The organism is Rummeliibacillus sp. POC4 (genome assembly GCF_003576525.1).
In the GTDB taxonomy this organism is placed as follows: Bacteria; Bacillota; Bacilli; order Bacillales_A; family Planococcaceae; genus Rummeliibacillus.
Genome location: NZ_QWUA01000064.1, coordinates 1 through 23,839, shown reverse-complemented (window position 1 = coordinate 23,839; position 23,839 = coordinate 1). Strand labels below are relative to the sequence as shown.

Here is a 23,839-nt window from a genome sequence, read left to right as displayed (position 1 = left end):
ACATCTCGTCGGTTTTATTAAGTTACTGTATATATGTGTAATATTAACTTTTTCCGAATTGTATCCATGCATAATTTTTGTTAATTCATTTTTAGATTCTATATCTAATGTAATTTGTGCATAGCCCCTTAAAAAAGGAACTAAAGATATTAAAAAGGCCTTTTCATCATAAATTTCATTAAATATGTCTGACTTTAAAATCTCCAAGAATTCAGGTATGGATAATAATATTTTTTTCTCGCAATTGCTAACTGGTATTATTCCATTTAACTCTCCATCTGTATTATTTAAAAGGTATAAATTAAAACAATTATTTTTTTGATGTTCCAATAATCTTATTAAATCTACATTATGACTTAGAATAATTTGATTCTTATTTTCCAAAAATCTAATAATTGCATATGCAATTTTGTTTTTAAATATAGAGTCAAAGCTTGAAATTGGATCATCAATAATAATTACTTCTTTTTGAGTATTTTTAGCTTTTAATAATTCAAAGGTAAGAGAAATAAAATTTTGTTCTCCATTACTTAAATGTAATTCATTTCTATCTTTATTTAGTAACTGTTCATTTTCAAGTAAAATTGAAATTTTATTTTCCTTTGTTCTTTCTATTTTTAATTCCTTATCAATACTTTCACTAATTATATTTTGAATAAAAAGTAAATCTTCTTCAACTAACTCCAATTGTTCACTCTTTACTTTTGAATACTCTTGAAAAATATCCTCTAGCTTTGCGTCTTCACAAACTTTTATAAATTTATTTTTCACTTCTATTCTATAGATTTCTATGTACCTATTTATTTCATGAACTAAAGATTTTAATTCAGTAACATCTCCTTCATTCAAAATCATATAAAGCGCCTTTCTTATCGATAAAGGATCATTCCCCTTTATTTTGTTTAAAACATTTTCAATTATTGCCTTTTCGTTATCATTTAAGTTATTTACTATTTCAATATTATGTTGATTCTTTTTTGATTTTAACTTTTTAGTATTTATATCTTTCGTTTCACATACAATGCAATCATTTATGTAATCAAATTTATTTAGTATCTCAATAGCCGCTTCATTTTCTTCTAGTTCTAAAATATTTTGAGAATTCAAGTTCAATAATTCTTTATCTAAGTTCAATATTATGTTGATTAAAGATCCTTCTAAATTAGCTTTAAGAAAATTTAATTTTTCTTCCTCATAATCCTGTATATTAACTATAGTGCTGTGTTTTATGTAATTTATAACTTCTTCATAATCAAGTCTCTTCCCTTTATTTTTTTGATTAACTATATCTTTTAGAAATGCAGATAATTTACTATCTTTAATATAACTAAATACTTTACTAGAGACTTTTTTTATTCCATATTCATTTTTATAAATTTTATTTAATCCATCAAAGGTTCTCATAAAGCTATCATCTAATTTTGTCTTTAATTCATATTCTTTTCTAATATTATCTCCTATTAAAAAATCAGTTTCTTCTCCTTCAATGATGTTTCTACTATTTTGATCAGATATAACATGAAATATATCTTTCTCTGTTTCATTTGTTACATCCATATTATTATATTTAAGCTCGTATTCGGTACCTTGTTCTCTAGAGAAAACTTTTGCTAACGATGTTTTGCCAGTTCCATTTGGACCATATAGCACTGCGATTTTTTGATTGTTATTAAATTCTATTTCATTATTATTTTCAAGCGATAAGAAATCAGAACAGAAAATATTATCTTTTTTTAATTTGTTTATAGTTAGACATGTAGACATTTTGCTTTCCTCCATTCTCAAAAATAAGAACACATTCGAGAATTTTATAATTCTCAGAATGTGCTAAAACTTATAACTTTAAAAATCAAACGCTAACTGTGCTGACATTAGCTCTGCTTGTTCAATCACAATTTCAATTGCATCTTTTTGGAGATCTGGTGGATAGCCATACTTTTTAAGAAGGCGTTTTACATGGACACGCATTTTGGCACGTGCAGATTCTCTTAGGTTCCAGTCGATACTCATGTTTTCTTTGATGGATTGAGTGAGTTCATGAGCAATGATTTTTAGTGTGTCGTCTCCTAGTACTTGTTCGGCTGTTTCATGAGAAGCTAATGCGTCGTAGAAGGCAATTTCTTCTTTTACCATACCTGTTTGTTCGCCACGTTTATAGGCAGCATCCATTTCCTTAGCTAAAGCAATTAGTTCTTCGATAACTTTTGAGGTTTCAAGGGTGCGTTTGTTGTATTTGTTGAGTGCATTTGAAAGCATTTCAGAGAATTTTCTTGCTTGAATCAGGTTGTTTCGTTGTACATTTTTCACTTTACCGTTTATTAAACGATTTAATAGTTCTACTGCTAAATTCTTTTGTGGTAATGCTCGTACATCTTCTAAGAATTGATCCGACAGAATTGAAATGTCTGGGTTCTCTAATCCTAATTCTTTATAGACATCTACCACTTCTTCTGAAATAACGGATTTTGAGATTAATTGGTTAATCTGCGCATCCATTTGTGTTGCTGTTTTTTTCTTGCTGCCATCCCCTAAAGTTTTGACGATGCTTGCTTTTACCGCTTTAAAGAAGCCAATTTCATCATTTAATTCCTCTGCCTCTGGTGTTGTAGCACATAAAGCATAAGCTTTTGAAAGCTCGGTGACAGTGTTTAAGAATCTTTTCTTTTCATCTTCACCTAAGCCAATAATATAATCCATCGTATTAACAATGGCTTTAATGCAGTCGGATGATTTTTCAGATTGATAGCCTGAATAATCGTGTTGATATAACTGTTCTACGATAATTTCGTGTTTTTCGATCATAATATCAACCGCTGCCGATGTATCAATACCTGCCGTTTTCCGATCACTATCTGTATACTGTTTTAATGCTTGTTTCAAGTTATCTGCTATACCGATATAGTCGACAACAAGACCACCTGGCTTATCTTTAAATACGCGGTTCACACGTGCAATTGCTTGCATTAAGTTGTGACCTTTCATCGGTTTGTCGATATACATCGTGTTCATAGAAGGTACGTCAAAACCTGTTAGCCACATGTCTCGTACAATAACAATCTTCAACGGATCATCATTATCTTTCATACGGCGAGCTAAAAATTCACGACGTTTTTTTGTACCGATAAATGGTTGCCATTCTACAGGGTCACTTGATGAGCCCGTCATAACAATTTTAATAACACCTTTATCGTCATCATCTGAATGCCATTCAGGACGTAATTTAATGATTTCTTTATATAAATCAATCGCAATTCGACGTGACATAACAACAATCATTGATTTACCAAACATTGCTTTTTGGCGTTCTTCATAGTGATGAACAATATCTTTTGCCATTTTCACTACACGCGATTCTGCTCCCGCTATTGCTTCTAGTCTTGACCATTTTGACTTTAGCTTTTCTTTTACAGAGGATTCTTGGTCTTCTGTAATTTCTTCATAATCTGCATCAATCGATAAATCTTCTGGTAATTCAAGTGGGATAACACGTGATTCATAGAAGATTTTTACCGTTGCCCCATCTTCTACTGCCTGAGACATATCATATATATCTATGTATTCTCCAAAGACAGCCGGTGTATTACGATCTGATGCCTCTACTGGTGTACCAGTAAAGCCGATGAATGAAGCATTTGGCAATGCATCACGTACATACTTGGCAAAGCCATATTTCACTTCACCTTGATGAGTCTTCTTACTGGAAATTGACGCACCAAATCCATATTGTGAACGGTGCGCTTCATCTGCCATGACAATAACATTGGTTCGATTAGTTAAGCATGGCATTTCGCCCGTGTCTTCATCAGGTGAGAATTTTTGCAAAGTCGTAAAGACAATTCCACCTGATTCAACACTTAACAACTCACGTAAATCATCTCTTGAATCAGCTTGACTTGGCGTTTGACGCAAAATATCTTTGGACATCGAGAAGGTTTTATAGAGTTGATCATCTAAATCATTACGGTCTGTTAAAACAACAAGTGTTGGGTTGTTCATCGTTTTTATCAATTTCCCTGCATAAAAGACCATTGATAAACTTTTCCCTGAACCTTGTGTATGCCAAACAACACCAATTTTATGGTCACCATTTTTAGATGTAGCTATTTTTGCTTTTTCTACGGCTTTATTAACCGCATGGTATTGATGATAGGCAGCCAAAATTTTAAATGTATCAGCCCCATCCGTTTGGAAGAGAATAAAGTTTTGGACAATATCCATCAAACGACTTGGTTCAAGCATTCCTTTTAACATCACTTCAAGCTGTGGTTCAGCCCCACTAGCTAGACTTTCCCCATCTACTGTTCGCCATTTCATAAATCGTTCTTCATTGGCAGTAAGTGAACCTACTCGTGCATTAATCCCATCGCTCGCAATTAAAAATGCATTGTAGCGGAACAAAGTTGGAATGGCTTGTTTATATGTTTGCAGCTGATTATATGCATCCGTAATATCAACATCTTCATTGGTTGCATTTTTCAGTTCAATTACGACAAGCGGAAGACCATTAACAAATACAAGTATGTCCGGGCGCTTATTATTTTGCCCCTCAATGATTGTAAACTGGTTCACCGCCATATAGTCATTGTTCTTTGGATTTTCAAAGTCAAAGACATGTACAGATACGGTTGGATTATAGCCATCTGTCCCTTGTGTTTGAATTTCAATACCATCTGTAACGAATTTTTGAAATTGCTTATTGTTCAAAACCAAATTTGGTGAAGCATTTGCAATAATTTTTTGAACGGCCTCTTCAATTACTTTATCGTTGAACGTTGGATTAATCTTTCGCAAAGAATCACGTAACCTTTCAATAAGTACCACATCACGAAAGCTCATTCGCTCAGCATAATCTCCATCTGGTGCAATGTCTGGCCCTTCGATAATTTCATAATCCAATTCTTCCAACCATTCAAGTGCTGCGATTTCTAATTCAGATTCGTTATACTTAAACAATTATTTCACCTCCAATTCGTCAGGGATTTCGATTTCTCCTGATAGTAATTTGGGTAGAAGAGTATCGCGGAGCTGTTCGAGTTTATTATTTTCTTCGATTAAATATTTAATTTTTTCGTAAATAGGTGAAATGATTTCTTCAAACTTTTCAACAACATTTTTATCAGGAATTACAGCTTTGTTATTATATACAAAATCCCTATTTAGTCCTGGTACAGCTGAATCATTATTAGCTTTTGTAAAATCATATTGCTTAAAAAATTGATATAAGAACTTAGCAGAAAAATATTCACTTTCTGTATAAAATACAGTGTCTATAGGATAAAAATTATTAAACTCTAAATATAATGTCCCTATTGATCCTTTTCTCCCAATAATTAATCCGGGACCTTTAATTAAATATTCTTTATGAGTTCCAGTTATGCCACCCGAACCATATACAGGGTAAGGTCCTGGAATTCGTTGCTTCTTAGTCAATGCCTTACCATATTTTAATTCACAAAAATCTTTAATTATTCCCGCCTTGAATGAACTAGGTATCTCCCCTAACTCACTTTCCACCATTTCGCCACCACTTGATTTATACGGTCGACCTTGTTCATTCGGAAATTCAAAATCCACGAACCAGTGTTTGAAAAGGGATTGGGAGAGTTGTTCAAGGTTCTTAATTATTTTTAAATTGTTTTTTAATTTTTTATTAAGATTCATTATTAAATCAACTATATAATTTTGTTCAGATAAAGATGGTAATTCTATTGTTAAGTTACCTATATCAGATGCTTTAATAGAAGGATAGGCCGTTGTGCTGTTCTCTGCTATACTTTGCAGCATATCTGTTATATTATCAGTTGTTAAATAGCAATATAAATAATAAGGATTCACATATTCTATGTTAGGTTTAATCACTGTAAATCCGGTTGACACAGTTAGATGACGTAGTTCTTCGGTAATGAAACCAAAATGTCTTTGATTAGGACGTACAGTAGAATATATAATATCATTTGTTTCTACAATTCTTCTCGCTCGACTAGGAATTTTATCGCTACCTACATTTAAAATTATAATTTCATCAGTGATTCCATTAGTTATATTTGATGTTTCGAGATAATGTATAGTAGATGGCATGTTTTTAGTACTTAAACTTGCAATATTAAATTCTGCTATCTCCTTTATTTTAAATTTCATAGCCTATTCCACCTAACACTTTACGAATTTGTTCCTCTAATTTCTTTGATTCCGCAAATTGCTCGGATAATTCACTCGTCAATCTTTCTATTTTTTCTTCAAATGGCTCGCCGTCTTCTTCCTGCTCTGCTAATCCTACATAACGACCAGGTGTCAAGATATAATCATTTTCTTTTACTTCTTCAAGGGTTGCTTCTTTACAAAATCCTAGTTCATCCGCATATTCCTTGTCATTCGTACCTCTCCAAGCGTGGAATGTATCCGCTACTTTTTGAATATCTTCCTCACTAAATTCTTTATGTGTTCGGTCTGCCATGAAGCCTAGATTACGTGCATCGATAAATAAGATTTTATTGTTTCTTTCACGTTTACCTGTTTTCGCTTTATTTTTAGAAACAAACCAAAGACATACAGGAATTTGGGTTGAGTAGAATAGTTGACCTGGTAGTGTGACGATACATTCAACTAAATCATTTTCGATTAAGTTTTTACGAATTTCCCCTTCACCAGAGGTATTAGATGACATCGATCCGTTTGCTAATACAAAACCTGCTGTACCCGCTGGTGCTAGTTTTGAAATCATATGTTGTACCCATGCATAGTTAGCATTACCTTGTGGTGGAATACCGTATTGCCAGCGAACATCATCTGTTAATTTATCTCCACCCCAATCTTTAATGTTAAATGGTGGATTTGCCAGAATATAATCTGCCTTTAGTCCCTTGTGTAAGTCATTATGGAAAGTATCTGCATTATGAGAACCTAAGTTTCCATCAATTCCACGAATGGCTAAGTTCATCTTGCAAAGTTTCCAAGTTGTTGGATTGAATTCTTGACCGTATATAGATAAATTATCAATTCGTCCTTGATGTTCCTTTACGAATTTCGATGATTGTACGAACATGCCACCTGAACCGCAGCAAGGGTCATATACGCGACCTTTATATGGCTCCAACATTTCAACTAATAGTTGAACGACAGATGACGGTGTATAGAATTCGCCACCATTTTTCCCTTCAGCATTAGCAAATTTACTTAAGAAATATTCATATACACGACCTAAAACGTCTTTCGAACGGCTTTCTTCATCTCCTACTTTGAAAGAGAATAAATCAATCGTTTCACCTAAACGAGTTTTATCTAGCTCTGGTCGTGCGAATGCTTTCGGTAGTACCCCTACTAGTGAAGGATTTTCTTTTTCGATTGCGACCATTGCTGCATCGATTAATTGTCCAATTTCTGGTTTCTTTGCATTATCTTTAATGAATGACCAACGCGCTTCTTGTGGTACAAAGAATATATTGTCTGCTAAATATTCATCACGATCTTCTTCGTCTGCCCATTCATCTACTTTTAATTCCTCATATTTTTCTTCAAATGCATCGGATACATATTTTAAAAATAGTAAACCTAATACAACGTTTTTATATTCACCTGAATCCATCGATCCACGTAATTTGTCTGCCATTTGCCATAGTTTTTCTTCAAAACCTAGATTTGCTGTTGTCATTGACGTACCTCCAAATAACTTTTGATTCTCTCTTATTTTAACATTTTTATCATAAAAATTTTGACAATAGGCAATAATTCATGAAAAAATTATTAGTTTTATGGAAATTTTTTAAAGATAATGATTTTTACACATAATATACTTCATTTAAAGAAATTAAAACTTTAAATGAAGTGATATTCTACTACTTACCATAAATTTCAATTTTATGATTTGGTATTAGACTTAAATAAAATACGACTTAGCTGAAATTATGTGATGGTTACACTTAATATCTGCTAAGTCGTATAATGTTTTCGTATTTTTAAATGTAGAATACTTTTAAAATTCTCTATCTATCAAAAACGCACTTTATTTTTGTCCCAAAAGAATGCTTAATTCTAATGCCTGGCGAGATGTGTATTCATTTAAAAAATTGTTTTTCAATTCTTTATATCCTTGTTCACCTAATAGATTCGTGAAGTATTTTTTAACTGTATTGAATTCCTTTACTTCTTGATCTTTTACGGTAAATTGACGGATTGGATAGTGGTGTATAGCTCCATTTTTAAATTCAATTGACTTTTTATATGATGCTTTTGTATTAGTATTAAAATGTTTAAGATTTACTACTATTTCTACTCTACTTTCTTCCATTTTCTTATATGATACAACAGCTTCACCTATATCATTTTTAAAAGTAGATGTTGTTCCATCAAAGTTATAAGTAACCATTCTGTATGACCTCCATTGTTTCATGTGATTTCACTATTAAAATCATACTATGTATATCTGAAATATACTTGTGTGATTTTATTCTCATATGTTTAATTACAAGCCATATAAATCCAGAGCTTAAATTAATCTTTTATTGACTAATCAACTGTTTCTCAAATTGAAAGACTTTTCGTATTCGTGCTTCTACCATTTCTTTTATCTCATCTTCTTCTAACATGTCTAAAATCATAGCACCGCCAGAAATGTTAAGATATCTTCCTGCTTCTACAAAATGAGCACGTTTAATATCATGACCTTCTTGACTCAGAGTTAATAGTGCACGTAATATTCCTTTTGTAATTGTTCGATTTCCCGTAAAATTGCTCGAGAAGAAATAGACACTTCGACCAGAAAATTCAGCTGAACAGAAAAATTCAGTTAGCCAATAAGGATTTTCTTGATTTGTTTCATCATATGTCATGTAACCTACCCACCAAAGTCGAGCAAGAACATTAACGAATAGAGAACGTTTTGTACCATTCACATAATATAAAGCCGATTTTAGACGTTTTTCATTCTTTTTTTCTAGATCATCTTTTAAACGGAAAAAGAAATAATCACGCATTTGCATATGAGCTAATCCAGTCCAAAGTCGTTCTTGAGTGGCTTGAGAGACTGTTAAATGCTTTAATGCATCATACATCGCTTTAACATTTTCACAATCACTTACCGAAAAATCCGGATTAAAGCTAAATTTAGGTTGAGTAAAATCTATATTTGATTCAAGTACTGCACCATCTTTATTAAAATACGATTGAAACCATGATTCATCCTGTTTAAAATAATATTCCTTGTAGCTTTCAAAATTAGCTCGTAAATCTTGTAAAGCATCTTCGGATAAAAATTTTATCTTCATTTTTCATCCTCCTCAGAAAGCAATTTATCAATTTCCTTAAAGGAAGCAATTAATGGATTTCTTAAAACACGTTGTGCAGCCTCCATAACTGATATTTCTTCATTTATCACTTTTGTAAAGGATAGATGATTATTTTCAAAGATTTGCATTAATATTTGATACCAATGGTAGTCTTCAAAACTTGAAGTATCTTCTTTCAATATATGAAAAACATCAATTAAGCATGGCAATATGACTAGTGTTAATATGGTTTCCTTTAATCGTGTATCACCGTATTGAGCATACTGGTTATATACCTTTTGCGGTAATTCAATGATTATTTGTTCCATTCCTAGATCTACACTCATAAATTCTAGTTTTTCTACGCGCCTAATTGTTACAATTGAAGGTAAATTTTGCGTTTCAGTTGAATCTTCATGCAAAATTAATTCAATCGCATCTGAACTAGCTAGAATATTTCCTTTTTCGTATGTAATGAGTAAGGACGAATAAAATTCATTCCAATTACTATTTGTATAATTTTCGATTCGATCATTTGCAACGATTAACGGATGCACATCTATTTTATTTCGAAGAATATTTTCATCTATATTAATCGTTAAACGATTTGTAAAAGACTTTTTCACGACTCTATAACTAGTTTGCGGGCATTCAATATGTAACACATAGCATGCTTTTCCTTCAGCTATAAGACTCTCAATGCCGCTATTTTCCAAAAGAAAGTTTGCATCAATTACGAGTTCACCAAATACCTTTTTAACTTCAACTTCTACATCAAATGTTGAGTTTACATAATGATCGTTGTCCTTTGAAAGTACTGGATAAGGAAGCTCACTATTTAGCTTCATATAAATCTACCTCCAAAACACAGTAATGATCATAGCTTACTTGTACTTCTAATGTAATCATATTTTTACCTACCATGTTGGTAAAATGAACCACATTACCCTTAACGGATATATCATCTATATCCTGTGATTTTACAGATTCAATAGGTAACTCATAGTCACTTTGTTCACCAGATACTTTAAATTCAATTTTTCCTTTTTCGAATCTTTTTTCAGGTTTAATATTAACACGATAAGATCCTGTAGATTTATCCATACATAGATATCTCATTTTAGTATCAATTGGTTTATACGCTTCCTTTTTTTCTTTACTACCTTGTTCATCGTTTCCTGTATGATTTAAATCTTTTTCATTTAGATCTTCATTACTTTCACTATCTGGATTTTTTGGAGTGTGTGGTGCTAATTCATCGTTACCGTCTACTCCATTTTCAATCCCTGCATCAATTAAAATGTCATCAATTTTTTCAGTTTGACGATTTTTCTTCTTTTTCTTTTTAGGTTTATCCTTTTTCTTTTGTTTCACTTCTTTGATCTTCATCGTGATAGATTCTTGCTTTTCCTCACCGTCACCACTCATATGAACATCAGGTAAGAAATCATTAAGCCCAATAGCATCCATCGTATTTGTTGTTTCTGCTTGGAAATTTTGCAACACAGATTCACGAACAAATTTCCTCAAATCTTTGAATGCCTTTTCCGCAGCTTTTGGGTCTTCATAGCGATTTGGTTGCCATTCGTTATGAGCTGGATTTTCCATTTCTTTAAAGACTTGATTCATCCGTTTACCGGTAATCATTAATATCCCTGTAAAAATAATGCTACTACTAATGCGATTTTGTTCAAATAATCGCATTCCTGCTTTACGAGTCATCAGAACTTTGCGATTTAAATCTTCACCTTTTATGATATAAAGGGTTGCTTCCCCTTCTTCAAATTCACCAATAGTTTTATATTTTCGCTTGGGCGAAGGAATCTTCAAAGCTTTTTCTGAAGTAAGCACTTTATAATAAGCTTTCAAATGTCTGAAATCCTCATTTGAATCATCAAGTTGCGTTATAAGAGTTCCTATGTTTTCATGCGAGATAATTTCATCCTCAATATGTACGACTAGCTTTTTTTGATAAATTGTGATGAAAAAATTATATAGTACAGAGTTTCGTATAGATTCTTTCCAATTATCCTGTTGCAAAAATGCTGCAATATAGATATCCGTTCCAGATTCGCTCCGAGAATAGCTTTTATCAAATCCAAAAAATCCAGGAATTGCTGTCGATTGCGTATCCTTCGTATAATAACCTGTTCCTAAAGTTGTAGTCAGGTCAGACTTTTTGTAAGACATTATATTTGCTACTCCGATATGTGATGAATAGCCTGTAACATCAAGTGATTCATAGAAAATGGTGCGAATTTTAGAATTTGCAAAAGGAGCTGATTTTCCAATACCAAAGCTACCACCTGAGCTATCTCCTTTGTTCGAGGATCCAGATTCTCTTACAAGAGAGCTCCAAGGTGTTCCTAGTTCATCAGTTTGAGCTCCTTCAAGTCCTTTTGTATTAAAATCACTGACTCTTAAAAATTGCATAGTAGGCTTTTTCATAATTTCTTTTGCCTGTTTGATAAATTGTTCGCTCTTAGGATTCAAACCATTCCAAGTTTCTTCGCATTTATCATAAACTTGTACTATCCCATCGTAGTTTGGAAATTGATTTGTTTCAATTTCAAATCTTTTAAACTCAACAACTACCGGCTGTGATTCATCTTTGACTGCATCCAATGAGTTTTGGCAAATTTCTCTAGTTAAAGAATCTAACTCATTGCCTCGGAATGTTTCAATCCCTGCATTATTAATCGAATTGATCTGGCCGCCTTCAGTTGAAGGAAAATACCAAAATGGTTTCATCTGCTGTACCTCCTGATTGAGTAAGTCATATATTACTTTCTGTTACCAATAAATAATAGTTGTTCTTGTATCCTTATTGGTATAGATTTCGTATATTTAAACTCTTTAGTTACTTAAAATACGTTGTCTTAATTGTTCAATAGTTAAATACTTACCATTTTCTTTACGATGAAGCATAGCATGACAATTAGGACAAACAGGAATTAGATCTTTTTGGGGATCAACTATATAGTCTTGTTGAATTTCATGAAGTGGGATAATATGATGTACATGTATGAAATCTTTACCTACTTTTCCATATACTTTTTCAAAATCTAATTCACAAATTTGACATTGAACACCAAAATATTCGATACAAAGTTTTCGTGCAATAGGATTACGTTCATAAGCATTAACTGTCACACTAATACTTTTACCCTCCGCTAGGTCCTCTGACACTTCATCAGGATAATAACCTTCTGTTAAATTGTGTTTAAAAAAAGTCATTATATAATCTCTGAGTTCACCATTAAGCTTCATCGAACCTTGAATATTACCTTTCAATCCATGTTGACGTAAATGTGAAAGAGAAAGATCATCTATGTCAACTTCGTCAACTAATCGAATTCTAGTGTAAGTCCATTCTTTAGACTGCTCATATTTCTCTTCATCTTCCCAGAATTCTTTATTATTTTGAGTCTCATTATCCCTTACTAATCCTTCTATAACTTCAACTTTATAGCGTACCTTTTGTATATTACCAGAAACGTATAAAAATAAAATATCGCCATTTTCATAATTATAGGATCTTTTCCAATCAATCTTATCATAACTATTAAATGCTCGTTCTAAATCATATTCTTTTGGATTCGCTGGAACCAACCAAATTCGACGAGCATTTTTATGATTCGTCTCTTCAAGTTCCTTTCGACGATTCTCCGCTACTTCCTCAAGTGAAATAAACCGATATTCATCTTCCTCAACATAATAAGGAATGTTATATACATATCCTCTTTCTATTGGGTCATATAATTTATATTTACTTATCTGAAGATATTCGGCAAGAAATCTAGCAGTATCTTGAATGCTAGTAGCTTTATATAAAAGTTCATCGTTTTTAATAATTGTAATCGGGCTAGGCATTAATAATCCAATCCTCCTTTAGTCATTAATTTTCTATTATGAAAATATATTTAAACCACTATACCCTATCATTTATCAATCTTCCCCATCTTCTTCTCAAAGTAAGTATGCAAACGATAAGTACATATCTGTTTGGTCCAATCATAGAGGATACTTTGAGCTTCTTTTGGAATATCGAATGTCACAGCAAATTTGTTATCATTAAAGGATACTAATCCTTTTGAAGATCCGCTCCATTTTGTCATAGGCATGTCTTCGATTCTCTTTTTAACTTTATTGATAAAGGAATCGATTGGATCAATCTTTCTTCTAAAAGGTTTTTCAGTTAAGTATTGTATGAAAAAAGGTTCCACTTCTTCTGCTGTAATCGGATTGAACCATTGTTCCTCTCCTCTTGAAAGCATGGCTAACAGGAGCACCATTTTATAGCTTTTGTTCATCCCGGTGCTCTCCACTTCCTCTAACCAAGATTTATAATCTTGATAAACTTTTTCTTCACTATCATTTAGATTGCCAGCAGCATGTAATAGTCCTATATAAGATCCAAACTCTTGTTTTATCTTAGAGCTAACTATTCTTGACTTTAGGTGCATTTCAAGATAATTTGGTCGTTTACCTAGTTCTAGTTTTAGTTTTTCAAATTCCATTACAATTTGTTGTTTATAAGTCGCATGCTTCTTTGTCATTTCTTCTATTAAATTAATGACATCTGTTTCGAGATGCAATTCACAGTTATCGGGTAATGACGATTGAATAGCTTTGATCGTATGTTGCTTTTCAGCATCAGGCATGAATACAGATAGTTTTAGATTTGCATTTCGGTAATTCCCTATCAAATCAATAATCGTACAATGAGATTTACCATCTGCCTGTCGTAAACCACGACCTATTTGTTGGGTGAAAATAGCTAAAGATTCTGTAGGTCTGACAAATAATAAAGTATCTACTTTCGGAATATCGACACCTTCATTAAATAAATCGACTGTAAAGATAGCATCTATTTCACCTTTTTCGAGTTGTTGACGGGCAGCTTGTCGTAAATTTTTTGGAGTTGTGCCTGATAAAGCAACTACTTTATAACCTGCTTGTCCAAAATAATTCGCTAAATAGGTAGATTGCCTTACGCTTGAACAGAAAGCAATAGTTCTCGTTTGTTTATGTTCTTTCCATGCTTTTAATACTTCTTCAGCTACATCTTTATGTAATTGAGCATTCAGTAATTCTTGTTCATCATAGCCAGACCCTACCCAGCTAATGTTTGAATAGTCAATGATATCTTTCACCCCAAAGTATTGAAAAGGGGCTAACCAATTTCTTTGAATCGCATCGATAAAGTGAATTCGAATGGCTACATTACCATCACAAATACTGTAGACATCTTTGTTATCTAAACGATCTGGTGTTGCTGTGATCCCTAATAAAAACTTTGGTTTAAAATAATCAATTACTCGTTTGTAGCTATTAGCAGCGGCGTGGTGAAATTCATCGACAATTATTAAATCAAATGCATCCGCATCAAATTGTTGCAGATGATATTGCTGATTTAATGTATGAATTGACGCAAAAAGAAAGTCTGCTTCTTTATTCTTTTCATTGGCATTATAAAATCCTGTAGTTTTATCTGATTGAACATGATGAAAGGCAATGGCCGCTTGTTGCAAAATTTCTTCTCTGTGTGCAACAAATAATATTTTGTTAAATCGTTGAGCAAAGAATGCTGCTAAATAGGTTTTCCCAAGACCTGTTGCTAATACAACAAGTGCTTTATCATAACCTTCCTCTATCGTTTCATTGAGTGCTTTTAATGCCATTTGTTGAGCAGGTCTTGGTAATATGACGACTTCATAACTTGCGGTAGGTTCTTGTACTTCATCAGCATCTATTTTTCCAAACATGATTTCATTTGATTCGGTTTCATCCCATTTTTCACTTAAAGGGATCTCTTTGTTTGCGGAAGCGTATTTTTCTTTATATAAAGCTACACTTTCATTATGTAATTGAATCGTTTGAGATGAATAAAATAGTTGACTAAATTGTTCCATCGCTTCATCGAATATATCCTCACTTACGGTTGAAGGAACGTGAATATTCCATTCTACTCCATTTTTAAGTGCTGATGCTGACAAATTGGATGAGCCCACAATCACATGTTGCTCATCCTTTTGTCGAAATAAATATGCTTTCGGATGAAAAGAAACCCCTCTTGATTGGTAGAGGCGAATTTCTGCATTGGGTAGATTATCGATTAACAATTGCAACGCTTCAGGCTGTGTTATATATAAATAATCCCCCACTAATAACTTCAACTCAACGTCTTCATCATGCGCTTTCTTTAAAGCAGGTAAAACAAGCTTGACGCCTGATTTCATCGCAAATGCAGTGATCCAGCAAATGCTTGTTGATTTATCAATTAGTTTTAGTAGATGATCCACTAAATTAGACGTAATTAACGAAAGATTAGTCATCTTCTACCTCAACAAGATAAATACCGTCTGAAAAGCCACCACGTTTCTCTTTTTTAGCTAAACGAACTCGTTCTAATTCTTGGTAAGAAACATTGTATACGTCTAACGCTGCGTGTACTAACTCTAGTACATCTGCTAGTTCCTCGATGGCATCTTTTTGTTCGGTTGCTTCTTTAAATTCTAATGCTTCTTCTTGCATCTTTAATTTTATTTCGCCTAGATGTTCCTCTGGCGCTAAAACACAAGTGGTACATTTCTTACCATCTTTTTGAATCACTTCTGGAATTAAATCACGAACTAATTTATTGTATACTGGCATATTTGCTCTCCCCTTTTATATGTATCAATTTCTTCTATATTTAATATAAACTATTTTGGGATTTTTTGAATAATATTTATTTATCAAGCTATATGAAAAAACACCGATTAACTATATTAATCGATGTTTTTATACATTCAGAATTACACTTTTTAAATTTCCTTTACAGTACCATTTCTCCAAGATTTCCTTCTAAATATTTTTAAGACTGCTTCAATGTTCATTCCTCAAAATCAAAGTTATCAACATCTAGGTTTTTTAAATCCACACCCAAATCTTTCAATTGATTAATAATAATGTCTGCTTTCAACTTTCCATTCTTTTGAAGTTCATCAGGAAGTTTATCTGGCTTAAAAATTTCCATCCCATTTTCAACCCATTTTTTTCGATATAATTGAAAAACAGCTTCTTATAAATGAACAGGTGTAACATAAAACCCTAAATTCACATCATTATCTTCACTATATCCATATTCAAATCCACAACACTCACAAATTTCATAAGATCCTCCCCATGTTTCATTATAAGGAGGTTCCTCTAATCCTTTATAACCACAAACTGGGCATGATTGACATCGAAAAAGCGTGGATTGAAGCCTGAATTGCGTGGATTGGAGCTCAAAAAACGTGGATTAATCTCATCATATAAAATTGAAAAGTGAGGGGTATTTTGATGGAGAAAAAATATATACAAATTGTATCCACGTTCCGTGAAATTTACGTCCTATTTCGAACTCTTTTATGAAAAAATAAGATACTCAGTCTCTCAACAAAAACTTTCTTACGTAACCCAAATTTGATTAATCCCAGTTAGCTATACTCAGCCGATAAAGGGATTGTTAAAATCTAGTGATTTCTTTATTTTCCTTAAAATTACTAGCTTCCAGTTTCAACCTTCAAAACCTCATACTGAAACCCTTGGAATTTATAATTCTGCTTCTGATACATATCCCTTGGGGTGTCTTCCCCATCGGCTACGAGGATGATTGTTTTGTCTGGGAATTGGTCCATGACGTGACGTTGAAGCTGACCACCAATCCCCTTGCGTTGGTGGGATTCGATAACAAATAGATTGTCGATTTCTGCTGTTAGTTCTTTTTCGCTGACTTCTACTGAGCCAACAGGGACGCCTTCCTTGTTATAGGCAAGGAATTGGTATCTGTCACTTTCCTCTTGGAATTGACGACGTAACATCGTTTGTTTTTGAGTTGCAAAGGTTTCGCCGTATTTTAAATCTTCGTTGTATTGAAGTTTTAGGAAGTCTTCTAGGTTCTCTTCTGTTACTGGTTGCACGTTGATGTTTGGATCTTTAGCAACTGTGAATTGGCTTGGTTGAATAGTATATAATTCGAGAAAGCCAATATTATAGTTTTCTTCTTTTAAATAGCTAGTGATAGGAGCAGGAATCTTTTCGTCTGCTGGGAACAGAAATTTTACATGTTGCTGTCCATGTTGTTGATGAAATGTATGTAAGGCTTGTTCGAATTTTTTGAATTCCTCTAATGTAGGCATTTGCTTCCACTCGATAAAGTTACTATCATAACGGCTTAGCATTTCTGGATAATGATATTGTCGGTAAAGCGCATCTTCGTAAATGATATGACCAATTTTATGTATGTTTTGGAATGTGATATTGTTCATCTTTATCCCTCTTTTTGTTTAGATTTTGTTTAAAAATTATTGTTTTATTTTGGTGACTTCAGCTTATTGTTACGTTATTACCAATGCCATTGTACTATTGACGCGTTAACCAAATGAACGCACGTTGAGCATTCCTTATGACAGTTGAACCAGTCGGGTTTTTAAGGGCAATTATCCACAATCTATCTTTAATCATTTCTTTCTATTACTATGCTATTTTATCACATGAATACTCAAAATATTTCATTTATTCAAAAACCATAGCCCTACCAAGGTATGGGTTTTCACCGAAAATATTTTTCTATTTACATTTGAGTATAAATTTTTAGTTTAATCGTATTTTTCCTTCATTCTCTCAAAACGCTCCTACCAATCAGACCAAGATTAGCTCTCAAGGTAGGCGGTAGGATATAAATTGTTGGATACGCGGGAGAATTTTTGGAAACCGCGGAAGTGGCAATCGAAATCGCGGAACTAGGAGTGAAAATCACGGAAGAGACACTCGAAACCGCGGAACCAGGAGTCGAAGTTGGGATTTGAAATAGTATGGAACCTAAAAAACAAGAGATTCGTTGACAAATAATATCATCGAATCTCTTGTTTTCTATTAACGCTACTATTCAAATGAACTTTATAGCTTGAATCTGCCAATAGTCGTGCGAAGTTGTTCTGCCATTGTTGCTAGATTATTTGAAGAGGCAGTAATTTCTTCCATACTTGCTGTTTGTTCTTCGGATGCGGCTGCAACATTTTGAATACTGCTTGAGTTTTGAACTACGCTTGCGCTAACTTTCTTCATGGAGCCAGCGATGTTATTCATACCGCCATTCATTGCATCAATTGTTGTACTTACATGATTCACTTGAGAATTCAACTCTGATATTGCTGAGTAGATTACTTTAAATGCATCTCCTGCTTCTTGGAAAGCATCGGCACTTACTTTTAGATTTTCATAACTTGTAGACATTGAGTCTACTGCATTTGTAGATTCAGACTTGATCAAATCGATACGATTGCTAATATCGTTTGCTGCTGTTCTAGATTGATCTGCCAGTTTTCTTACTTCTTCAGCTACAACGGCGAATCCTTTACCATGTTCACCTGCACGTGCAGCTTCGATGGATGCGTTAAGTGCAAGTAAGTTGGTTTGATCAGCGATTTCTGTAATTAATGAAACAATTTCACCAATTTCTTTAGAGTAATTGCTTAAACGATTAACCACTTCTGAAGTTGTATCAATCATCTTAGTCGTTGTGTTCATTTTATCTACAGCATTGATAATAATTTCTTTACCCTTTTCTGCTGTGTGAGTTGTATCAACTGCATTTGCGCTTACTTGTTCAACGTAGTTCGTTACGTCATTCATTTTTTTAGATATTGAATTTACATGATTTCCAATCTCTTCGACAGCATCTGTTTGTTTTTCAGTACCTGCTGATACTTCTTGCATAGATACCGTTACTTGTTCTATAGAGGCGCTTGTTTGTTCAGCTCCTGCAGACAGTTCTTCAGAAGTAGCTGCTACATTTTCAGCATTTGAACTAATTTTAGAAATAATGTCTCTTAAATCGTCTACCATATGATAAACTCCATGTGATAATTGTGCGATTTCATCTTTTCCTTTTATTTCAAATCGTTCTGCTGCTAAGTTTCCTTCAGCTACTTCGTCAACATAATTGTTAACGGCAAGTACTGGCTTGATAATTCGTTTACTGATAGCGACAGCGAGTATTGCACCTAAAACAACAAATAGTAATGTCAACCCTACTGCAGTCCAAAGTGTTTTTGATTGCACTTGAGAAATAAAGGAAGCATCCATATCTAATCCGAAAATGATATCAGTACCTTTAAACGGGACGAAAATAGATTTATGAATACCATACTTATCTTCATAAATATCACTAAACGTGACTTTACCTTGATCAATTGCTTCATTCATCTTAGGATCAAACTTATAAGCTGCATTGTGATTATCGGTATCACTCAATGCTACAATATGCCCTCTTCCATTTGAGCGGGAAAGAACATAGGCATTTTGTACTTTTAGCCGTTTTTTATCCTCATTTAAAGCCTTTAATAGTGTTTCATATTGTTTTTGATCATTATTATCAGCCGCTGTAACGAGAGAAGTGTCAACATCTTCCATTACTTTATCTGATACAAGTTCTAATTTATCCTCAAAGAGACTCATCACTCGGTTTTGAATAATATTGTTTGAAGTATAGTAAAGTATTGAGCCAAAAATGATTGAAAAAATGGCTATTGGTGAAACGAAATAAAGAATATACTTGTATAGCATTGTATGTCTATTTTTTGCTAGATTCTTCAACGGTTAAATCCTCCAATTCTTCTATTGAGTGTTTTAGAGACTCAATGATTGCTGGAATATGTTCTACTTCTGTATAAGGTGAGATGGAGAAGAATTTTGCTACTCCAACTGGAATACGTTCTATGCTGTCAGATGCATCGACTGTACAGATACGCGTTGTGTCACCAAAGAACACATCATCACGATGTTTACCTAATATTTCAAATAATGATGAATTTAATGCATTTATTTTTTCAATTTCTGAAACAGTGTATTTACCTGCTTGTTCTTCTTTCCAATTAGTACCGTCAGTGTATAAACGGAATGCTGTAATTGGTCCTATATTTGTTGGATTCACTATTTGCAGCGATGGTAATTTCTGTTGTAATTGCTGACGGAATGCTAAGTTAACACGAACATAATTTGCTAGAATTTTTTGATAGCCTGTTTTTCCAAATGCCATTAGTGCAGCATAAATTGCTATAGAGCTACCCATTCGTGAGCATTCTAATGTGTAACCTGTATGATATGAACCATAACCACGGTTTCCTACATATGGTGTATCAAAATCTTCTAAATCTAAAAGACCTAGTGAACTACCTTCTTTTAATAGGAACAAACTAGTTAGATAAGGAGTTTGACCAAGCTTTTGGAAGTCAAAACATAAAGAATCAGCCAAATGAAGATATTGCATACGTGAACGAATAACCATTAAGCTTTCAAGTACCTCATCTTCAAAGTGCAGTGGATTTTGTTTGAAATCGTAATCGTTAAAGAATGCATAAAATCCGCCCAAAGCAGAGTCTGCATGAATATGAATTGGTTTTAAATTGTATCGTTTTTCAAATTCAGTTGTAATTTCTTTAATTTCTTTAATATTATCTATTGCAAAGCTATCTGTCGCACCAGTTGTTGCAACAATATATACTGGGATTCCGCCCTTTTCTATCACTTCATTTAAACGTTTTTGTAAATCATCCATATCCATAGAATGATCTTTTCCTGCTTTTACACGGACTAAATGATTACTTCCAATACCAACAGCTTCAATTGATTTTAATAAACTATAATGTGCATTTTCAGAAGCAAAACAGTATAGGTTATTTGGCACCCCTTCTTCTTTTGCATGAGGGAATTGTTTCGCAATTGCTACGCGAAGTCCACTAAATACTGCACCTTGGCCGCCCCAAGTGGTATAACCGAAGCTCTTTGTATAATCATAGCCGACTAACTTAGACATCATCGAAATAACTTTCACTTCAGATTCTGTAGCTGCAGGCCCATAAACATCCCATAAATTATTCCCATTCAAGAGGGAGTTTACAAACAAACCTAATATACCTGGAATGCTTGCCATAGGCAGTACATTTGTCACGAAATTATGTGTATGGAACGGATGGCCTTTCATTAAGTCAGTTAACGCATTCACGACAGTATCTAAACCAGTACCATTCGTAGGGACAACATGCTCTTCCATCAACTCCTGATAAAAATTTGCCGAACGTTCTTGCATTGGTCCAAGTGTTGTTTTAGATGGATCTTTTAAGGAATCCATTGATGTTAAAATTTTTTCAAGATAATTGACTAATTGTTCTCTCTGTTTTCCATTGCCATCTTCGCTTTGGAATAGTTGTTTCATAGTATCCATTTCAAAAACACCTTTCATAGTTCTAAAAACATATATTTTAATTACATTAATAGTAAAATGTACATGTATAGTATAAGTAAAAGAAACTATAAAATCCAATATTATGCTGAAATAATAAGATTCAGAAAAATATGACTAATTATAATTATTTGTCAATTAATTCAAAATCCATGAATTCGATAGGTTAATACCTTTCTTCAGTTGTTAATCGATCCACGCATTTCATTGTTCAATCCACGCAACAATGAATTGTATCCAGTTCTGTGAAATTTATGTCATGATCGGGATTTTTTTAGGATCATCAAGGATCTTTCAGACAAATATTAGCTCTCATAGGAGATGATAGGACATAAATTTTCTGATACGCGGGAGAATTTTCGAAAACCGCGGAAGTTGCACTCGAAATCGCGGAACTAGGAGTAAAAATCGCGGGAGAGACACTCGAAATCGCGGAACAACTAGAAGTCGAAGTCGAAGTTGTTCGATGGCAGTCACCACTGTTTTGTAATGGAGACCCATACCGCCCATTTAGGTGTCATTCAATATTGAATCAATACTGGGATGAAACTATTATAAGAAATGACCGTATAAATAGTATAGAGGAGGTGTGGCTATTAATGATTTTTCGTTCAAAGGTAGACAATTTCTTTGTAGCAATGATTTCTTTAGCTATTTTAATAATAGGAGTTGTAACACTACTCCCTGCAATTCTTGATAAAGAAGCATCTACTACTATTAGAATTATTATGTTCACTCTATTTATTATTTCAGAAGGTATCATTGTGTGGACAGCCTTTTTCATTAAGTATGTTTTTCATAAGGATTATCTATTAGTGAGAGGAGGTCCATTTCGTAGTAAAATTCCATACCAAATGATCACCAAAGTTTCTCCAACGGATGATATATTGACAGGCTATCGAATATTATCTTCCAAACAAGGACTTGAACTATTTTATGAATCCGGAGCACTTGGAAGTGTGAAAATTTCACCAAAGGAAAAGGCGGAGTTTATCACCGAGTTAACAAAACGTTGCTCAAACATACAGGTACAGGAATAATTTAGTCCTGCAAGTGATTAAAAGGTCAATGTTTTGACTAAAATATTTTTAGGGCAGTATTAATTCCTCCTCATTGTTTATTGTCGTGGTAACATTGTAATCAAGAGGGATTGATGGCCCTTTTTCTTTTTCACAGTAATACGGATTTAATACATAGCATACATAAGCATGGCTCAACATTCTTTGTACAAAATCTACTCTCAAAAAGAAAAGGCCAATACAGATAAATCATCTATACTCGCCTTTTAACTGAATTCTATTGTTAGTTTCTCTAGGTTAATATTGGCCTTCATTTCTTTTAGAAGATCTAATCCAACAATACCATCCAAATCAAAATCGTAATTCATTGCCCCGATTTCTAATGGAAAATCAGTTGCCTCTGCTTCTCCGATTTTAATGGTATCTACCATTTTAGAAAAGACAAATTCTGAACCACCGACACCACTAATACGGTAGATTGTGTCATCTACTTCTGGAATTAGATCGATTGATTGAGCTAAATCTGTAGATATTATTGTACCCCCTGACCCCGTATCAACCAAAACTCGGTTTAGACTTAACGATTTGCCTCTAAATATTACTTTCAAATCAGTAAGCAATAATCCATCCTCAATGATTAACTTTTTCACTACCTTCTAACACCTACCCGTTTTTTCTCAATAATATTGGGATTCTTACGATTTGTATGAAGAACATATAATTCACGCGATGGATTTTCTTGATGAAGTTCCTGGTATGCTTTCATTGCATCAGGAGAATTAGAAAATTTCTTGATTGGTATAATTTCTTTTAAAATACGTTCACTTTTTTCATTAGTATATGCTTCAACAGCTTCAATCAATACCCATTGTTTTGGAAATGCCTGGCACACTTCTTCCCATTTCATATAAGCCACCTCCGATTGTTTTCTATCTATTTTATCATGTTAGATTAGTATTTTTTGAGTTGTAAATTTAAATGGATTTTATTGGTTTTATTGTTTAATCCACGCATATCGTTTTTTAATCCACGCAATTCAAGCATCAATCCACGTATTTCCGGTGTTAATCCACGTAATTTTGAATTGTATCCACGTTCTGTGAAATTTATATCCTAAGGTCCCCTTCATTATTTCTGGTCTATTATTTTTATGTATATTTAGTTCCATGTTTTCCACTGTTTTACATACCTGTACGGGATCATGACATCTTCTATCCACGTTTTCATAGCCCCAATCCACATTCTTCCTCTGTTAATCCACGTATTTCGCGCTTCAATCCACGCTCTTC

Annotated in this window: 18 protein-coding genes; 1 reads left to right on the top strand and 17 read right to left on the bottom strand. The window is 33.3% G+C overall.

All coding sequences use genetic code 11. From position 1 onward, the window contains the following. The 15 genes from D1606_RS14800 to D1606_RS14725 form a co-directional block, all read right to left on the bottom strand. Positions 1 to 1,764: AAA family ATPase (locus tag D1606_RS14800; RefSeq protein ID WP_119416792.1), on the bottom strand; the 1,764-nt coding region annotated here is incomplete at its 3' end. A 78-nt stretch (positions 1,765 to 1,842) separates the two neighbouring features. Then, a complete protein-coding gene (locus tag D1606_RS14795; RefSeq protein ID WP_119416791.1) occupies positions 1,843 to 4,953 on the bottom strand; it encodes a type I restriction endonuclease subunit R in 3,111 nt (1,036 codons plus the stop codon). Continuing rightward, positions 4,954 to 6,138, bottom strand: a complete 1,185-nt coding sequence (locus D1606_RS14790) for a restriction endonuclease subunit S (RefSeq protein ID WP_119416790.1) — start codon at positions 6,136 to 6,138, stop codon at positions 4,954 to 4,956. Then, positions 6,128 to 7,648: a class I SAM-dependent DNA methyltransferase gene (locus tag D1606_RS14785; protein ID WP_119416789.1), complete on the bottom strand. Its 1,521-nt coding sequence runs from the start codon at positions 7,646 to 7,648 to the stop codon at positions 6,128 to 6,130. Before D1606_RS14785 ends, D1606_RS14790 begins: the two co-directional genes overlap by 11 nt. 351 nt (positions 7,649 to 7,999) lie before the next feature. After that, the gene (locus tag D1606_RS14780; RefSeq protein ID WP_119416788.1) at positions 8,000 to 8,362 is read right to left on the bottom strand and encodes a hypothetical protein; all 363 of its coding nucleotides are present in this window, start codon (positions 8,360 to 8,362) and stop codon (positions 8,000 to 8,002) included. Positions 8,363 to 8,495: 133 nt separating this feature from the next. Further along, on the bottom strand, positions 8,496 to 9,260 hold the full coding sequence (locus D1606_RS19135) for a DUF6339 family protein (protein ID WP_233548126.1): 765 nt from the start codon (positions 9,258 to 9,260) through the stop codon (positions 8,496 to 8,498). After that, entirely contained in the window at positions 9,257 to 10,108 is an 852-nt protein-coding gene (locus tag D1606_RS14765; RefSeq protein ID WP_119416787.1) for a hypothetical protein, read from the bottom strand. Before D1606_RS14765 ends, D1606_RS19135 begins: the two co-directional genes overlap by 4 nt. Then, positions 10,095 to 12,011 (bottom strand): hypothetical protein, encoded by a 1,917-nt coding sequence (locus D1606_RS14760; RefSeq protein ID WP_119416786.1) that lies wholly within the window; start codon positions 12,009 to 12,011, stop codon positions 10,095 to 10,097. The genes D1606_RS14765 and D1606_RS14760 overlap by 14 nt, the downstream gene beginning before the upstream one ends. 105 nt (positions 12,012 to 12,116) lie before the next feature. Further along, on the bottom strand, positions 12,117 to 13,133 hold the full coding sequence (locus tag D1606_RS14755; RefSeq protein ID WP_119416785.1) for an HNH endonuclease: 1,017 nt from the start codon (positions 13,131 to 13,133) through the stop codon (positions 12,117 to 12,119). 68 nt (positions 13,134 to 13,201) lie between these two features. Further along, the gene (locus tag D1606_RS14750; RefSeq protein ID WP_119416784.1) at positions 13,202 to 15,598 is read right to left on the bottom strand and encodes a DEAD/DEAH box helicase family protein; all 2,397 of its coding nucleotides are present in this window, start codon (positions 15,596 to 15,598) and stop codon (positions 13,202 to 13,204) included. Continuing rightward, the gene (locus tag D1606_RS14745) at positions 15,591 to 15,917 is read right to left on the bottom strand and encodes a nucleoside triphosphate pyrophosphohydrolase (protein WP_119416783.1); all 327 of its coding nucleotides are present in this window, start codon (positions 15,915 to 15,917) and stop codon (positions 15,591 to 15,593) included. The genes D1606_RS14750 and D1606_RS14745 overlap by 8 nt, the downstream gene beginning before the upstream one ends. 220 nt (positions 15,918 to 16,137) lie before the next feature. Next, positions 16,138 to 16,281 (bottom strand): hypothetical protein, encoded by a 144-nt coding sequence (locus tag D1606_RS19360; protein ID WP_369973816.1) that lies wholly within the window; start codon positions 16,279 to 16,281, stop codon positions 16,138 to 16,140. A gap of 511 nt (positions 16,282 to 16,792) precedes the next feature. Next, positions 16,793 to 17,557, bottom strand: coding sequence for a GNAT family N-acetyltransferase (locus D1606_RS14735; RefSeq protein ID WP_119416782.1), 765 nt, complete (start codon positions 17,555 to 17,557; stop codon positions 16,793 to 16,795). Between the two features lie 631 nt (positions 17,558 to 18,188). Continuing rightward, a complete protein-coding gene (locus D1606_RS14730; protein ID WP_119416781.1) occupies positions 18,189 to 19,886 on the bottom strand; it encodes a methyl-accepting chemotaxis protein in 1,698 nt (565 codons plus the stop codon). Continuing rightward, positions 19,864 to 21,513, bottom strand: coding sequence for a pyridoxal phosphate-dependent decarboxylase family protein (locus D1606_RS14725; RefSeq protein ID WP_119416780.1), 1,650 nt, complete (start codon positions 21,511 to 21,513; stop codon positions 19,864 to 19,866). The genes D1606_RS14730 and D1606_RS14725 overlap by 23 nt, the downstream gene beginning before the upstream one ends. Before the next feature lie 617 nt (positions 21,514 to 22,130). Between D1606_RS14725 and D1606_RS14720 the strand changes: the two genes are divergently transcribed. Continuing rightward, complete coding sequence (locus D1606_RS14720) at positions 22,131 to 22,571, top strand: PH domain-containing protein (RefSeq protein ID WP_119416779.1); 441 nt, start codon at positions 22,131 to 22,133, stop codon at positions 22,569 to 22,571. Between the two features lie 245 nt (positions 22,572 to 22,816). Here D1606_RS14720 and D1606_RS14715 read toward each other — a convergent pair whose 3' ends face one another. Together D1606_RS14715 and D1606_RS14710 are read right to left on the bottom strand one after the other, a co-directional pair. Then, complete coding sequence (locus D1606_RS14715; protein WP_119416778.1) at positions 22,817 to 23,200, bottom strand: retropepsin-like aspartic protease; 384 nt, start codon at positions 23,198 to 23,200, stop codon at positions 22,817 to 22,819. Then, a complete protein-coding gene (locus tag D1606_RS14710; protein WP_119416777.1) occupies positions 23,200 to 23,457 on the bottom strand; it encodes a hypothetical protein in 258 nt (85 codons plus the stop codon). The genes D1606_RS14715 and D1606_RS14710 overlap by 1 nt, the downstream gene beginning before the upstream one ends. Positions 23,458 to 23,839 lie beyond the last annotated feature (382 nt).

Excerpts from the sequence above, each read along its gene's own strand:
- D1606_RS14790 (WP_119416790.1), bottom strand. The coding sequence starts at position 6,138 with ATGAAATTTAAAATAAAGGAGATAGCAGAATTTAATATTGCAAGTTTA.
- D1606_RS14785 (WP_119416789.1), bottom strand. The coding sequence starts at position 7,648 with ATGACAACAGCAAATCTAGGTTTTGAAGAAAAACTATGGCAAATGGCA.
- D1606_RS14780 (WP_119416788.1), bottom strand. The coding sequence starts at position 8,362 with ATGGTTACTTATAACTTTGATGGAACAACATCTACTTTTAAAAATGAT.
- D1606_RS19135 (WP_233548126.1), bottom strand. The coding sequence starts at position 9,260 with ATGAAGATAAAATTTTTATCCGAAGATGCTTTACAAGATTTACGAGCT.
- D1606_RS14765 (WP_119416787.1), bottom strand. The coding sequence starts at position 10,108 with ATGAAGCTAAATAGTGAGCTTCCTTATCCAGTACTTTCAAAGGACAAC.
- D1606_RS14760 (WP_119416786.1), bottom strand. The coding sequence starts at position 12,011 with ATGAAACCATTTTGGTATTTTCCTTCAACTGAAGGCGGCCAGATCAAT.
- D1606_RS14755 (WP_119416785.1), bottom strand. The coding sequence starts at position 13,133 with ATGCCTAGCCCGATTACAATTATTAAAAACGATGAACTTTTATATAAA.
- D1606_RS14750 (WP_119416784.1), bottom strand. The coding sequence starts at position 15,598 with ATGACTAATCTTTCGTTAATTACGTCTAATTTAGTGGATCATCTACTA.
- D1606_RS14745 (WP_119416783.1), bottom strand. The coding sequence starts at position 15,917 with ATGCCAGTATACAATAAATTAGTTCGTGATTTAATTCCAGAAGTGATT.
- D1606_RS19360 (WP_369973816.1), bottom strand. The coding sequence starts at position 16,281 with ATGGAAATTTTTAAGCCAGATAAACTTCCTGATGAACTTCAAAAGAAT.
- D1606_RS14735 (WP_119416782.1), bottom strand. The coding sequence starts at position 17,557 with ATGAACAATATCACATTCCAAAACATACATAAAATTGGTCATATCATT.
- D1606_RS14725 (WP_119416780.1), bottom strand. The coding sequence starts at position 21,513 with ATGGATACTATGAAACAACTATTCCAAAGCGAAGATGGCAATGGAAAA.
- D1606_RS14720 (WP_119416779.1), top strand. The coding sequence starts at position 22,131 with ATGATTTTTCGTTCAAAGGTAGACAATTTCTTTGTAGCAATGATTTCT.
- D1606_RS14710 (WP_119416777.1), bottom strand. The coding sequence starts at position 23,457 with ATGAAATGGGAAGAAGTGTGCCAGGCATTTCCAAAACAATGGGTATTG.